Origin of the sequence: Gemella sp. zg-1178, assembly GCF_018790995.1 — a bacterium.
Lineage (GTDB): Bacteria > Bacillota > Bacilli > Staphylococcales > Gemellaceae > Gemelliphila.
This window is the reverse complement of record NZ_JAHKEI010000012.1, coordinates 1-14,988: the sequence shown is the minus strand read 5'-3', so window position 1 is coordinate 14,988 and position 14,988 is coordinate 1. Positions and strand designations below refer to the sequence as shown.

Below are 14,988 nucleotides of genomic sequence, written 5' to 3'. Positions count from 1 at the left end.
ATGTTTAATTTTTTATCAGAATATTATCAGATGTATATAGATGCTACAATAACAACTTTAGAAGTTTCATTTTTAGCATTGATAGTAGGTTTAATTTTAGGAATATTAATTTGTATTGCAAAAATTGGCAATATAAAAATATTAAAATGGTTAGCTAGTATTTATATAGAAATTATTAGAAATACGCCAATTTTAGTACAAATAATGATTATTTATTTTGCCCTGCCAGAAATAAATATTAAACTTTCACCATTTATGTCAGCCATAGTAGCCTTGTCAATAAATTCAGCTGCCTATGTAAGTGAAATATTTAGAGCGGGAATAAATGCAATAGACAAGGGGCAAATGGAAGCTGGACGTTCTTTAGGACTTAGTTATGGACAAACAATGAAATTAATTATTTTACCCCAAGCATTTAAAAATTCTTTACCAGCTTTAGGAAATGAATTTATATCTCTTGTTAAAGAATCGTCAATAGTTTACTTTGTAGGTGTTGCTGATATAATGTTTGCCGCCAATGCAATTAAAAATGCAACTTATCAAACATTTGGTCCTTACTTAGTAGCGGCATTAATTTATTTCATTATAACGTCAATACTTTCACAATTTGTAAAAGCACTTGAGAAAAAATTAGATAAATAAGGAGAATATTATGTTAATAGAAGTTAAAGATTTAAAGAAAAATTTTAAAAATGTAGAAGTCCTTAAAGGAATTAATTTTAAGGTAGATAAGGGAGAAAAAGTTGTAATAATTGGTTCAAGCGGTAGTGGAAAATCGACAGCTTTAAGATGTCTTAATTTATTAGAAATATCTAGTGGTGGAGAAATATTTTATAAGGGAGAAAATATTTTAGAAAAAAATTATAATATCAACAAACACAGAAGCAAGGTAGGAATGGTATTTCAAAATTTTAATTTATTCAATAACATGACAGTATTAGAAAATATAATATTAGCTCCTAAAAATTTAGGTTTAGATACTGAAGAAAATTTGAAATTAAAAGCTGTAAAATTATTAGAAAGAGTTGGACTGCTTGATAAAAAAGATGCTTATCCAAATAGTTTATCAGGAGGACAAAAACAACGTGTTGCCATAGCTAGAGCCTTAGCAAACGAACCAGAAGTTTTATTATTTGACGAACCAACAAGTGCTTTAGATCCAGAAATGGTAAAAGAAGTTTTAGAAGTAATAAAAGAATTATCTGCTGAAGGACTTACTATGATTGTTGTAACTCACGAAATGGGATTTGCAAAAGAGGTGGCAGATAAGGTAATATTTATGGATGGTGGCTACATTGTTGAAGAAGGGAAACCAGAACAAGTATTTAATAATCCAAAAGAAGAAAGAACAAAAGAGTTTCTTAGTAAAATTTTATAATTATTCAAACAAAGAGAGAACACAGTTTTAAAACTGTGTTTTTTATATTTTATTTAAAATACAAACTAAATAAATTGGTTTGTAAAATATAAATATTTATAGTATAATTTTTTAAAAGTCAATTTTAGTCAATGAGGAGGTTTATGCCTATGAATAATATGACTGATATAATAGAGCAATATATAAAACAATTATTTTTAGAAGCAAAAGATGATTATATAACCCTAAAAAGAAGTAATGTTGCAGAAAAATTTGACTGTGTTCCCTCGCAGTTAAATTATGTAATAAAAACTAGATTCACACCCGAACATGGATTTATAATAGAAAGTAAACGTGGGGGAGGAGGCTTTATTAGAATTACAAAAATAACACTCCAGAGTGATGATTATATAGATTATTTAATAGAAACTATTGAACAAGTAGAAGCAAAAGAAATTGATTATATTAAAATATTAAAAATATTAAAAAATGAAAAATATATAGATTACTTTGACTATGAAGTTATGAATAATTCTTTATCAATATTACAAAAAAATACATTTGATACACTTCAACTTCTCGATGATATAGATATTTTGACTACAAAAAAAATAAAACTAACAATGGACAAAAATTCAAAAGAAATGTTGTTGCAATTTTTAACAAATATAAAATACAGTAAGGAGAAAAAATAATGTATATTAGATTTAATGAATCAGCTCTTATGGTTCTTACAAATGCCAAAGAAGAATCTAAAGAATTTGGTTTAAAAGCAGTTGGAACAGAACATCTATTATTAGGTATTTTAGATATGAACAACACTTTAGCTTGTAAAATTTTAAACAAGTATGGAGTTAATTATCGCGACTTTAAAAGAGATGTTGAAAAATTTTATGAAGTAGAACTTAAGGGGACAGAATTTTTCAATAATGTAATGTTACGTCTTGATTATACAACTGGAGCTGTACAAACAATAGAAAAAAGTCAAGCTTTTGCTGATAATACTAGAAGTTTTGTAGTTACCAGTGAGCATTTATTATTATCTTTATTAAATCAAAAAGAAAGCACAGCTGTTAGAATATTAAGAGATATATTAATTGTTCATGTACAAGGATTAATAGAAGATTTAGAAACTTCATTAAAACAGAATCAAGGATTATTTTCAAAATTATTTGATACCTTTAGAAATATAGAAGAACAAGAAGACACTACTTCAAAAACAAAACTTTTAAATTCTTTAGCTAAAGACTTAACAAAAGATGCAGCAGATAAAAAACTTGACCCTGTTCTTGCTCGTGATAAAGAAATTACCAGAATGATAGAAATACTGAATAGAAGAACAAAAAATAATCCTGTATTAGTTGGAGAACCTGGAGTAGGGAAAACAGCGATAGTTGAAGGTTTAGCAGAACGAATAGTATTACAAAATGTTCCGAGTAATTTAATAGGAAAACGTGTTATGGTTTTAGATATGGCAACACTACTAGCAGGAACAAAATATCGTGGAGAATTTGAAGAAAGATTAAAAAATATTCTTAAAGAAATAGAAGAAGCTGGGAATATAATTTTATTTATTGATGAAATTCACACTATAATCGGAGCTGGAGGCTCAGAAGGTAGTGCTGACGCTTCTAATATTTTAAAACCTGCCTTATCGAGAGGATTAATTCAAGTTGTAGGAGCAACAACCATAGAAGAATATCGTAAATATTTTGAAAAAGATGCAGCCTTAGAAAGAAGATTCCAACCTATCAAGGTAGAAGAACCAAAAAATGAAGATACAATAGATATTCTAAAAGGATTGCGTCATAAGTACGAAGAACATCATAATGTAGAAATAACTGATTCAGCTATTGAAGCAGCGGTTAAATTGAGTAGCAGACATGTTACAGATAGATTTTTACCAGACAAGGCAATAGATTTAATTGATGAGGCAAGTTCTAAAGTTAAACTACGCAACTACAAATCACCAGAAGAATTGAAGCAATATGAAGAAGAATTAAATGCTTTAAATATAGAAAAAGATAATGCAGTATCTAATCAAGAATTTGAAATAGCGGCTAAGAAAAGAGATGAAATAAATTCTGTTGTAAGTAAAATAGAAAAATTTAAGGCAATATGGCAAGATAATCTAGCAAAACACAAAATTCAAATTACAGATGAACACATTGCAGAAGTTCTTGCAGCTTGGACAGGCATACCTGTTACAAAATTAACGCAAACAGAAAGTGAAAAATTATTAAATCTTGAAGAAATTTTGCATAAGAGAGTTGTTGGTCAAGATGAAGCAGTTGTAAGTTTAGCAAAATCAGTGCGACGAGCAAGGAGTGGATTTAAAGATGAAAATAGACCGATAGGGAGTTTTATCTTCTTAGGGCCTACTGGTGTAGGTAAAACAGAATTAGCAAAAAGTTTATCAGAGGCTCTATTTGGTTCGGAAGATAATATGATAAGAATTGATATGAGTGAATATATGGAGCCTCATTCAATAAGTCGTCTTATAGGAACTCCCCCTGGATATGTTGGTTATGATGATGCTGGCCAATTATCTGAACAAGTTCGTCAAAAACCTTATTCAGTAGTTTTATTTGATGAAATAGAAAAAGCTCATCCATCAATTTTTAATATTTTACTACAAGTCTTAGATGACGGAAGATTAACTGATAGCAACGGCAGACTTATTGACTTTAGAAATACAATTATAATAATGACTTCAAATGTGGGTGTTAATGAACTTAAAGACCAAAAATTTGTAGGTTTTGCAGGTAGTGAATCGATTAAAAATGATTACAAAAATATCCAAAATACAATGATGGAAGCATTAAAAAAACAATACAGACCAGAGTTTTTAAATCGTATTGATGATATAGTAGTCTTCAAATCTTTAGAAAAGGAAGAACTTGAAAAAATATCTTTATTGATGATAGAAGGTTTATCAAAACGACTTAAAGATAAAGATATTGAAATCAAATTAACTAGAAAAGCCCTTGATAAAATTATTGAAGATGGTAGTATCAAAGAATACGGAGCTAGACCTCTAAGAAGAAGTTTACAAAAAAATATTGAAGATTTACTAAGTGAAGAAATATTAAAAAATCCTGACTTGTCAGGGGCAGTAAATATAGATTATAAAAAAAATAAATTTGTTGTTAAACAAAAATAGGAATTGATATGGCAAAAAAAATTTCAACAAAATATGAATGTGATGCGTGTGGTTATCAAAGTATAAAATATTTAGGAAAATGCCCCAACTGTAATAAATGGGGCTCTATGGAAGAAGTAAAAGAAGTAAAAATCAGCGATAAGCACAGAACATATATGCCAGAAGAAAATTCTAAGGCAACTGTTGCGGTAGAAAAATTAAAAAATATTTCAACACAAGATGTACCTAGAACTCTAACTGATAGTAATGAATTAAATAGAGTTTTAGGTGGTGGAATTGTCCCAGGTTCACTTATATTGATAGGGGGGGATCCAGGTATAGGTAAATCAACCTTATTACTACAAATTTCATCTTATCTTGCTGATAAATCTGATGTCTTATATGTTTCTGGTGAAGAATCTGTAAGGCAGGTAAAGGTTCGTGCCGATAGAATGAAAGTTAGTACGGATGAATTATATGTCTATTCACAAACTGACTTAAATCTTATATATGAAATAATAAAAAAAATAAAACCAAAATTTTTAGTTATTGATTCTATACAAACAGTCTATAATCCAAATTTAGAAAATTCTCCTGGTAGTATCACCCAAGTTCGTGAATGTACACAACAACTTATGAAAATTGCTAAAAATTTAAATATAGCAATATTTATAGTTGGGCATGTAACAAAAGAAGGAACGATAGCTGGACCTAAAATGTTAGAACATATGGTAGATACAGTTTTATACTTTGAAGGAGAAGAACACCACTCTTATAGAATTTTAAGAGCAGTAAAAAATCGTTTTGGCTCTACCAACGAACTTGGAATTTTTGAAATGCGAAGTTTTGGTTTAGTAGATATGGATAATCCTTCCCAAATATTTTTAGAAGAGAGAAGCAAGGAACTATCTGGTGCTTCTATAGTAGGAATTATGGAGGGGACTAGACCACTTTTAGTAGAGATACAATCATTAACTACACCTACAGCCTTTAATAATCCTAGAAGAATTTCATCAGGTTTGGAATATAATAAACTGGTACTGCTTATGGCAGTGTTAGAAAAAAAGGCGGCTTATCTACTGCAACAACAAGATGTTTATGTAAAAGTTGCAGGAGGAGTAAAAATAGATGACCCAGCTGTAGACTTAGGAGTTTTAGTAGCAGTAGCATCTAGTTTTAAAGATGTAGCAATAAATATGTATGATTGTTTTATAGGAGAAGTAGGTCTTACAGGAGAAATAAGGAGAGTCAGTAGAATAGAACAACGTATTGCTGAAGCTAAAAAACATGGTTTTAAAAGAATATTTGTTCCATATGGTAACAAAAAAGGTATAGAATTTCCAAGTGATGTGGAAATTCTACCTATAAGAAATATTAATGAATGTTTAGATATAATATTTAAAAATACATTTTAGTAAGTTATAAAGGAGGAAAAATATGCTAAGAAAAATTATAATAATAATATCTGGTTTAATAGGTATAACAATAGGGACACTTTCAGCTAATGCACTTATTAACAATAATATTTTTAATGATATTTTTAACAATACCATTCTTAGAATTATCACTATAACTGTTATTACACTGATTTTTATTTTAATGTCTTTATTATTTTCTGGTACATTAGTAGCAGTATTAAAAAGTGCTGAAGATAAAATAGCAAAAATTCCAATGTCAAAAGTTGTTTTTACAACTCTGGGTTTAATTTTAGGTCTATTAGTCGCAACTTTACTAACAACAGCAACGGTTTCAATAGTTTCTATATCTTGGTTAGCATCTATAATATCAGCATTTTTCTATGTGATCTTTGGTTATTTAGGATTTATTATAGGATATAGAAGAAGTACAGAGGTACTTAATATATTTATTTCAAAATTAATTACGCAAAAGCCAAAAAATGAAAAAAAATTATCTAAAAATATAGGTTTTTTAGATAAAGTAGTAGATACAAGTGCCTTAATAGATTCTCGCATACACGACATAGCCAAGACAGGATTTTTAGAAGGAAAAATAATTGTAACAGAATTTGTTTTAAAGGAATTACAATTAATTTCGGATTCAGAAGACCCACTAAAAAGAGCCAAGGGAAGGTTGGGACTTGATTGTGTTGAATATTTACAAAATATCAAAGAAATTGAATTACTTGTAGATAATTCATATAAGTATAAAGAACATTCACCAGTAGATGATTTATTAATTACTTATGCACATAAATATAATTGTGCAATCATAACAACAGACTACAATTTAAACAAGATAGCAACGGTACAATCAATAAGAGTATTAAATGTTAATGACTTATCAAATGCAGTCAAGCCAATTTTAAGTTCTGGAGAAAAAATTAATGTTCATATTCAACGTGAAGGAAAAGAAAATAATCAGGGTGTAGCCTATACAGATGACGGAACTATGATAGTAGTAGAAAATGGTAAAGAACATTTAGGAAAAAATATCGATGTTGAAGTTCAAAGTATTTTACAAACATCCTCTGGTAGAATTATATTTACAAAAATTATATAGTTGATTTTAAAGAAAATTTATGTTACTATATATTCTGTGTAAATAGGTAGGAGGAAGACTTATGCATACTTTTTTAATCGCATTATCAATAATAAGTAGCATTTTAATTATAATAGTTGTAATGTTACAAGAAAGTAAGTCAGGCGGTTTATCTGGGCTTACAGGTGGAGCAGAAGAATTGTTTGGAAAACAAAAAGTAAGGGGAGTGGAATTAGTTTTACAGAGAATAACAGTAGTTCTTGCTTTTATTTTTTTCGTATCATTACTTTGCCTTACTTGGTTTAATATTTAAATATTATATTAAAAAGACCCAAAATGCTAATACATTTTGGGTTTTTCTTTTGCAGAAATATCAAGGAGATTATTCATGAAAGAAAAAATTATACAATTATTCAAAGAATACAAAATTTTAGATATAGAAAAAATCAAAGAAAAATTATACATAGAAGATTCAAAAAGTTTTGTAGACCTAATTAAAAATATAGAAGAACTTACAAGAAAAAAATTAATTATCCAAATAAAAAATGAAAAATTTATTTATACAGCAGAATCTTTAAATTTAGTTGGTACAATAAAAGTAAATACAAATGGTTTTGCATTTGTTTATTGTGATGAATTATTAGGAGAAGTTTATATACCTAAAAATTTTTTAAATTCGTCTATGACTGACGATAAAGTAGAAATAAAAATTGATAATTTTTATAGTGGCGATAAAAATTTAGAAGGAAAAGTAGTTAATATTTTAGAAAGAAATACAAAATACACAGTTGGAACATTAATAAAAGCAAAATTATTTTCTTATGTAAAAAGTGACGATAAGAATATAAATAAATACATTAAGATAAAAGATAATAATATTAAAAATTTAGATGAGGGTTCTAAAGTTTTAGTAGAAATAACAAATTATTCTAAGGAAAATATTGACGAACATCAAGGTCTTATAATTAAATATATAGGCCATAAAGATGAACCTGGAATAGATATATTGTCGACAGTTTACAAACACCAAATTCCTGTTGATTTTCCCGTAGAAATAAATGAGGAATTGGACAAAATAAAAGATGATGTAGAATTAGATAATAAATATATAGATTGTAGAGATGAATTAGTTGTTACCATAGACGGAGAAGATTCAAAAGATTTAGATGATGCAATTTCTGTTAAAAAAATAAGTAAGGGTTATAAACTTAAAGTTTTTATAGCAGATGTTAGTAAATATGTAACTGAAGAAAGTTTTTTAGATAAGGAAGCGCAAAATAGGGGTTGTAGTGTTTATCTTCTAGATAGAGTTATACCCATGTTACCTAGAAAATTGTCTAACGGTATTTGTTCTTTGAATCCAAATGTAGATAGATATACTATTTGTTGTGAAATTATTTTTAATGATAATGCTGATGTTGAAAATTATGATATTTATCCAGCCCTTATAAATTCAAAAGGTAGATTAACTTATAATAAGGTAAATGAAACATACGAAAATATTGAAGATAGCTTGCTAGAGTATAAAAAATATATTTCTATGTTAAATGTAGCTCTTGAATTATCAAAGAAAATTAGAAATAATAGAGAAAAAAGAGGAGCTATAGATTTTGACAAGGCAGAATCAAAAATCATAGTAGATGAAATGGGCAAAGTTCAAGATGTGATTTTACGAGAGAGGGGACAAGCAGAAAAAATGATTGAAGACTTCATGCTTAGTGCTAATGAAGTTATAGCTGAACATTTTTACTGGTTAGAAACGCCTTTTATTTATAGAATACATGAAGAACCTAAAATTGAAAAATTAAGACAATTTTTTGACTTAGCTACAAGTTTTGGATATAGGGAAAAAAAACTTAATATAAAAGAAATAGAGCCCTATGTTCTAGCTAATATGCTAGAAAAATTTAGGGGTAAAAATGTTGAACAGATGCTATCAACTATTTTACTTAGAACTATGAACCAAGCAAGGTATTCGAGTATAAATACAGGACATTTTGCCCTTTCTGCTAAATACTATACTCACTTCACATCGCCAATAAGACGCTATCCTGATTTACTAGTTCATAGAATGATAAGAAGTTATATTTTCAATGGAGATATTAGTTCTAACAACAAAGAACATTTTGAAAAAATTCTTCCTGAATTAGCCCAAAAAAGCTCCTTATGTGAGAAAAGGGCAGTAGACTGCGAAAGAGAAGTAGAGAGAATAAAAAAATGTGAATATATGTTAAATCACCAAGACCAAGTATATGACGGTATAATATCTTCGGTTACTAGGTTTGGCGTTTTTGTAACTTTAGCAAATATGATTGAAGGATTATGTCATATAAAATCTCTGGCATCTGATTATTTTGAATTTGACGAAAAAAATATTATGCTAATTGGTAGACGAACAAGTAAAATATACAGAATAGGCGATAGGGTAGGGGTTAAGGTTGAGAATGTTGATTTAGAAAATCAAAATATAGATTTTAAAATTATAAGGCACACAGAATTTTACAAAAAGAAAAAGAAAAATATAAAAACAAAAACAAAAATAAAAACAAAAAGAAAGAGAACATAGCCATGTCAGAAATAAAAATAATAGCCAGTAACAAAAAAGCTAATCATGATTATTTTATAGAAGATACATTTGAAGCTGGAATGGCACTTACTGGAACTGAGATAAAATCTATAAGAAGATGCAGAATAAATTTAAAAGATTCTTATTGCCAAGTAAGAAATGGAGAAGTATTTGCTTACAATATTTATATTTCGCATTTTGAAGAAGGAAATAGATTTAATCATGAACCACTTAGAGTAAGAAAATTACTTTTAAAGAAAAAACAAATATCTATATTATCAGAAAATCAATCTATTTTAGGTGTTAGCATAATTCCTCTAAAACTTTATATAAAAAATGGTTATGCAAAATTATTAATAGGCCTAGCAAAGGGTAAAAAAAATTACGATAAGCGTAATAGTTTAAAGAAAAAAGAAGCAAGTAGAGAAATAAATCGAGTTTTAAAGGAAAAACAAAAATATTAAATAAAAAACTTTTAATGAGAAAAATCATTAAAAGTTTTTTTATTATTTTAAAATATTTTTTGAAATGATTTTTTATATAAAATTTTAAAGAATAGTAACAATAATAATAACAATCTAATAGTTATTGATACATTATAATTAAAATTATTAATATAATAATTTTTTATTGTTATAATATAATTTAAAAATATATAAAATAATAAATATTAAAAAAAATTATAAAAACGCTTTACAAAAAATAAAAACTATTGTAAAATGTAAACATAAATTAAACGTATCCAAAAAAATTAAGGAGGAAAAATCCATGGATAAATTTACACAGTTATTACAGCCAGTAGCAGATAATATTTATATCTCTGCATTAGTAGCACTTATACCTATTGTTTATTACTTAGTAGCGTTGGCTGGATTTAAATTAAAAGCTTGGGTTACAGGCTTAACAACTTTAATAGTAGCAATAGTTATAGCTATTGTATTCTTCAAAATGCCAGCAGGTTTTGCTGTTATGTCATCACTACAAGGTATAGTTTATGGTATTATACCTATTGGTTGGATAATTTTGACATCAGTATTCCTTTATAAGATGACGGTAAAAACTGGACACTTTAACATAATACGAGACAGTGTTACTTCATTAACAGATGATCGTAGAATACAAGCATTACTTATTGCATTCTCATTCGGGGCCTTCTTAGAAGGAGCCGCAGGATTTGGAGCACCAGTTGCTATTACAGCAGCTTTATTAGTAGGTTTAGGATTTAAACCTTTGTATGCGGCTGGTATCTGTCTTTTAGCTAATACTGCACCAGTTGCTTTCGGAGCTGTTGGTGTTCCCGTAACTGCTATAGGTAACTTAACTACTTATGCTGATGGTAGTCCTATTCCAGCAACTGATATAGCTAGAATGATTGGACATCAATTACCTTTAGTTTCTATATTCATACCATTTTACTTAGTATTTGTAATGGCAGGATTTAAAAAAACAATTGAAATTTTGCCAGCACTGTTAGTTTCAGGCGGTTCTTTTGCTTTGGCACAATTTCTAAGTGCTAGTTTTATGGGACCTGAATTACCAGATATTGTTTCATCTTTATTTTCATTAATCTGTACAGTTATACTACTTAAATTCTGGAAGCCGAAGACTACTTGGAAGTTTTCAGATGAACCAAAACAAAGTATAACTCAGGTTAAACACTCTAATAAAGATATATTTATAGCTTGGGCACCTTTTGTAGTGCTTGTATTTACTATCTTTGTTTGGACTTTAGCACCTGTTAAAGCATTCTTTAAAAATTTTGTATTGCATCCAGCGGTACCATTAATTCATAATAATATTATTAACTCTGTATCACACAAGGCTGTTGCGGCAGAGTTTAAACTTGATATTCTAGGAGCGACTGGGACTGCAATATTAACAGCGGCTATAATCGGTAAGTTTATTATAAAAATTTCTTGGAAAGATACTTTTGCTACATTTGTTGAAACATTTAGAGAAATTAGATTAGCCTTATTAACAATTTGTTTCGTAGTAGGATTTGCCTATGTTATGAATGCTTCTGGTATGACTAATACTTTAGGAAGTGCCTTAGCAGCAACAGGAAAAGCATTTGCTTTCTTCTCAGCAGCTTTAGGTTGGACAGGGGTATTTATAACAGGTTCAGATACTTCAGCAAACTTACTATTTGCAAAATTACAACAAGTTACAGCACAACAAACAGGTATGGATCCATTATTAGCTGTGGCGGCTAACGCTTCTGGTGGTGTAACAGGTAAAATGATTTCGCCACAATCAATCGCAGTTGCAGCGGCATCTGTTGGTCTTGTAGGTAAAGAACCAGAAATACTAAGATTTACTGTTAAACACAGTATAATTTTACTATTAATGGTTTGTTGCTTAGTATACTTACAATCAACTGGACTATTAAGCTGGATGATACCAGTTCACCCATAAAATTAAATTTTTAGTACTAGCTAGAATTTTCGGGCTAGTATTTTTTTATTAAGATAATTTATTAAAATTTATATTTTACATTTTAAAAAATAAATTATTAATTGAATGTGATTTTAAAGTTTTAATAATGTAAAAATTAATATTTAAAAATTTTTAAAAATTATCAATTCAAATGTTTAATTAAAAAATTTAAAGTTAATTTGTTTTTGTAATTAAATAATATTAAAATCAATATTGAAAAATTTATTTATTAAACGTTAAGTAAAAAATATTAAAATAAAAATCTAGTAAATTAATATTATATATTTTAAAAAAATTTCTAGTTTTAATCTTTTAAATTAATTTTGAATAAAAAAATAAATTCTTGAAAATACTTAAAATATCTAACTTTCTTTGTTGACATTTACTATTAAATAATGTATCATAACTAGTGATATTGTTTATATATCTTCACGAGTAAGCCCCGGAAAACTTAGTCGTTACGACAGATTAAAAACAACATCTTAGGAGGAATTGACATGCGTCAAACTTATATGGCTAAGCCATCAACTGTAGAAAAAAAATGGTATGTTATAGATGCTGAAGGACAAACTTTAGGTCGTTTATCATCAGAAGTTGCATCAATACTTAGAGGTAAACATAAACCTACTTATACACCTCATATTGATACTGGAGATAATGTTATAATTATCAATGCTGAAAAAGTTGTGTTAACTGGTAGAAAATTAACTGATAAAATTTACCGTCGCCACACAATGCACCCAGGTGGATTAAAAGAAAGAACTGCTGGTATTATGTTAGAAAAATATCCAGAAGAACTTTTAGAATTATCTATTAAAGGTATGCTACCAAAAAATACTTTGGGTAGAGCACAAGGAATGAAACTTCACGTTTATCGTGGAGCAGAACATCCGCATGCAGCACAAAAACCAGAAAAATATGAATTACGTGGATAATTAGGAGGAAAATATTAATATGGCACAAGTAGAATACCGCGGTACAGGACGCCGTAAAAGTTCAGTAGCACGTGTAAGATTAGTACCAGGAACTGGGAAAGTAACTATCAACGATAGAGAAATGCGTGAATACTTACCATTAGAATCTTTAGTATTAGATTTAATGCAACCATTTGAAAAAACATCAACTACAGGAAACTATGACGTATTAGTTAACGTTCATGGTGGAGGATATACAGGTCAAGCTCAAGCAATTCGTCACGGAGTAGCTCGTGCTTTGTTGGAAGTAAACCCAGAATATCGTAAAGATTTAAAACCAGCTGGTTTACTAACTCGTGACCCTCGTATGAAAGAACGTAAAAAATATGGTCTTAAAGGTGCACGTCGTGCCCCACAATTTTCAAAACGTTAATATTACGTTAAATAAAACACCACATTGAAATACAATGTGGTGTTTTATTTTTGTATATAGAATTTAGTGTAATCCACACTAAATATTTTTTATTTTTGTGAAAATTATATTTAGAAAGTTTTAAGAAATAAAAAGTAAGTACTGAATAAACTAATTTCATAAAAACAAGTCAAGTAATAAAAACAAGATTTATTAGAAAAGTAAATAAAATATAAAAAATACTATTTGAATTTAATAATATATTAATCAGTTTATGTTTGCTAAAAAGTTTTATATCTTTGTTTTTTAAAAATAGCAATAAATTTTAAGTTAAAAAATAGTTATAAAAACATTTGCAAAAAACCATAAAAAATGCTATGATAAAATTAGGAATAAAAATATAAACATATAGGGAGAACGATTATGAAAAAATACACACTAAGGAAAATAGGAAAAAGATTGCTGCCAGTAGTATTTGCTACTGTATTAACAACTGGGGTGGCAATTACTAACCAAGTAAACGCACAAGATAATTTGTCAGAAGAAAAGGCACAAGAAAATACAGTGCCAACTAGAGAAGAAGTAAATAAACTAGAGGCAGAAAACAATCAAGCACAAGAAGACTATAATAAACAAGCAGAAAAAACAAATAGGGCCAAAGAAGAATATGATAAGACTAAAGAAGAACTTGATAAAGCTAATAGGGAATTAGAAGAAGCAAGCAAGTTAAAAGAAGAGTCAAAACCTGAAAATATAGACAAAACAAAACAAGAAGTAATAGCTAAAGAACAAGAAAAGCAAGTAGCACAAAAACAATTAACAAAAAAACAAGCAGAAGAAACAAAAAAACAAGAAGCATTAGACAAGCAAAAAGAAATATCAGCAGATAAAGAAAAATTAGTAGAAATAAAAAAGGCTGATGTAGCTGTGGCTCAAAAGGATGCAGAAAAAGCCCAAAGAGATTTAGACAATGCAAATCCTAGTCAAACAATAATTAATTATAATGAAGCCAATAAAAATGTGCAAAAAGCAGAATCGAAAATAGTCGAGGCTGCACAAAACCTAGAAAAAGCAAAAGAATTTGATAGAGAAAGACCAGAAAAAATAAAGAAAGCCCAAGCGGATTTTGATGCTAAGGATGTAGCTTTAAAACATGTTGAGAAAGATAAAAAAATACTTACAGATAAATATAAGGAAATAATGGCTCAATATGGTAACCAAAATACTGCAGAAGCAAAATCAAAAGTAGAACAGGCAGAAATTGCTAAAAAATTTATAGAAGAATTATACGAAAAAGGCTATCAAGCAAAAGTAAAAGCTAAAAAAGTTTTTGAAGAGGCTACAAATGAGCCAGAAAGAACACCGCAAGCCCAAGCAGAAGTAGAAAAAGCAGTAGAAGAAGCTGAACAAGCTAAAAAAATCTTACTTAAAGCAAAAGAAAAATATGATAATATAGATGAAAATACAAGAAGTAAAAATGAGGCTTTAGAAAAGGCTAAGCAAGTTTTAGACTTAGAAAAACAACTATTAGAAGAAGCCCAAACCCAACTAGAAACAAAGAAAAAAGAAGAAGCAAAGAAAGCAAAAGAGCTAGAAAAAGCAAAAACAGAAGTAGCAAAAACACAAAAACAAATAGAAGAAATAACTAAACTAATACAAGAA

General features: G+C 28.4%; 13 protein-coding genes. All 13 read left to right on the top strand.

All coding sequences use genetic code 11. The features are described from left to right. A complete protein-coding gene (locus tag KMP12_RS04660; protein ID WP_215756585.1) occupies positions 1-642 on the top strand; it encodes an amino acid ABC transporter permease in 642 nt (213 codons plus the stop codon). Between the two features lie 10 nt (positions 643-652). Then, on the top strand, positions 653-1,378 hold the full coding sequence (locus KMP12_RS04655) for an amino acid ABC transporter ATP-binding protein (protein ID WP_215756584.1): 726 nt from the start codon (positions 653-655) through the stop codon (positions 1,376-1,378). Positions 1,379-1,527: 149 nt separating this feature from the next. Beyond that, a complete protein-coding gene (locus KMP12_RS07850; RefSeq protein WP_215756583.1) occupies positions 1,528-2,052 on the top strand; it encodes a CtsR family transcriptional regulator in 525 nt (174 codons plus the stop codon). Further along, positions 2,052-4,520 (top strand): ATP-dependent Clp protease ATP-binding subunit, encoded by a 2,469-nt coding sequence (locus tag KMP12_RS04645; RefSeq protein ID WP_215756582.1) that lies wholly within the window; start codon positions 2,052-2,054, stop codon positions 4,518-4,520. Before KMP12_RS07850 ends, KMP12_RS04645 begins: the two co-directional genes overlap by 1 nt. 8 nt (positions 4,521-4,528) lie before the next feature. Further along, the gene (gene radA, locus KMP12_RS04640; RefSeq protein ID WP_215756581.1) at positions 4,529-5,914 is read left to right on the top strand and encodes a DNA repair protein RadA; all 1,386 of its coding nucleotides are present in this window, start codon (positions 4,529-4,531) and stop codon (positions 5,912-5,914) included. A 22-nt stretch (positions 5,915-5,936) separates the two neighbouring features. Next, on the top strand, positions 5,937-7,019 hold the full coding sequence (locus KMP12_RS04635; protein ID WP_215756580.1) for a PIN/TRAM domain-containing protein: 1,083 nt from the start codon (positions 5,937-5,939) through the stop codon (positions 7,017-7,019). Between the two features lie 61 nt (positions 7,020-7,080). Beyond that, entirely contained in the window at positions 7,081-7,311 is a 231-nt protein-coding gene (secG, locus tag KMP12_RS04630; RefSeq protein WP_215756579.1) for a preprotein translocase subunit SecG, read from the top strand. A gap of 75 nt (positions 7,312-7,386) precedes the next feature. Next, the gene (rnr, locus tag KMP12_RS04625) at positions 7,387-9,564 is read left to right on the top strand and encodes a ribonuclease R (RefSeq protein ID WP_215756578.1); all 2,178 of its coding nucleotides are present in this window, start codon (positions 7,387-7,389) and stop codon (positions 9,562-9,564) included. A 2-nt stretch (positions 9,565-9,566) separates the two neighbouring features. Then, positions 9,567-10,028: an SsrA-binding protein SmpB gene (smpB, locus tag KMP12_RS04620; protein WP_215756577.1), complete on the top strand. Its 462-nt coding sequence runs from the start codon at positions 9,567-9,569 to the stop codon at positions 10,026-10,028. 304 nt (positions 10,029-10,332) lie between these two features. Next, positions 10,333-11,979 (top strand): L-lactate permease, encoded by a 1,647-nt coding sequence (locus KMP12_RS04615; protein ID WP_215756576.1) that lies wholly within the window; start codon positions 10,333-10,335, stop codon positions 11,977-11,979. Between the two features lie 518 nt (positions 11,980-12,497). Continuing rightward, positions 12,498-12,935, top strand: coding sequence for a 50S ribosomal protein L13 (rplM, locus tag KMP12_RS04610; protein WP_215756575.1), 438 nt, complete (start codon positions 12,498-12,500; stop codon positions 12,933-12,935). 19 nt (positions 12,936-12,954) lie between these two features. Further along, positions 12,955-13,347: a 30S ribosomal protein S9 gene (gene rpsI / locus KMP12_RS04605; protein WP_215756574.1), complete on the top strand. Its 393-nt coding sequence runs from the start codon at positions 12,955-12,957 to the stop codon at positions 13,345-13,347. 402 nt (positions 13,348-13,749) lie between these two features. Continuing rightward, a partial coding sequence (locus KMP12_RS04600; protein ID WP_215756573.1) for a hypothetical protein occupies positions 13,750-14,988 on the top strand: 1,239 nt, incomplete at its 3' end.

What these genes read in the sequence shown, in the direction of transcription:
- KMP12_RS04660 (WP_215756585.1), top strand. Translation starts at nt 1, where the DNA reads ATGTTTAATTTTTTATCAGAATATTATCAGATGTATATAGATGCTACA.
- KMP12_RS04655 (WP_215756584.1), top strand. Translation starts at nt 653, where the DNA reads ATGTTAATAGAAGTTAAAGATTTAAAGAAAAATTTTAAAAATGTAGAA.
- KMP12_RS07850 (WP_215756583.1), top strand. Translation starts at nt 1,528, where the DNA reads ATGAATAATATGACTGATATAATAGAGCAATATATAAAACAATTATTT.
- KMP12_RS04645 (WP_215756582.1), top strand. Translation starts at nt 2,052, where the DNA reads ATGTATATTAGATTTAATGAATCAGCTCTTATGGTTCTTACAAATGCC.
- radA (WP_215756581.1), top strand. Translation starts at nt 4,529, where the DNA reads ATGGCAAAAAAAATTTCAACAAAATATGAATGTGATGCGTGTGGTTAT.
- KMP12_RS04635 (WP_215756580.1), top strand. Translation starts at nt 5,937, where the DNA reads ATGCTAAGAAAAATTATAATAATAATATCTGGTTTAATAGGTATAACA.
- secG (WP_215756579.1), top strand. Translation starts at nt 7,081, where the DNA reads ATGCATACTTTTTTAATCGCATTATCAATAATAAGTAGCATTTTAATT.
- rnr (WP_215756578.1), top strand. Translation starts at nt 7,387, where the DNA reads ATGAAAGAAAAAATTATACAATTATTCAAAGAATACAAAATTTTAGAT.
- smpB (WP_215756577.1), top strand. Translation starts at nt 9,567, where the DNA reads ATGTCAGAAATAAAAATAATAGCCAGTAACAAAAAAGCTAATCATGAT.
- KMP12_RS04615 (WP_215756576.1), top strand. Translation starts at nt 10,333, where the DNA reads ATGGATAAATTTACACAGTTATTACAGCCAGTAGCAGATAATATTTAT.
- rplM (WP_215756575.1), top strand. Translation starts at nt 12,498, where the DNA reads ATGCGTCAAACTTATATGGCTAAGCCATCAACTGTAGAAAAAAAATGG.
- rpsI (WP_215756574.1), top strand. Translation starts at nt 12,955, where the DNA reads ATGGCACAAGTAGAATACCGCGGTACAGGACGCCGTAAAAGTTCAGTA.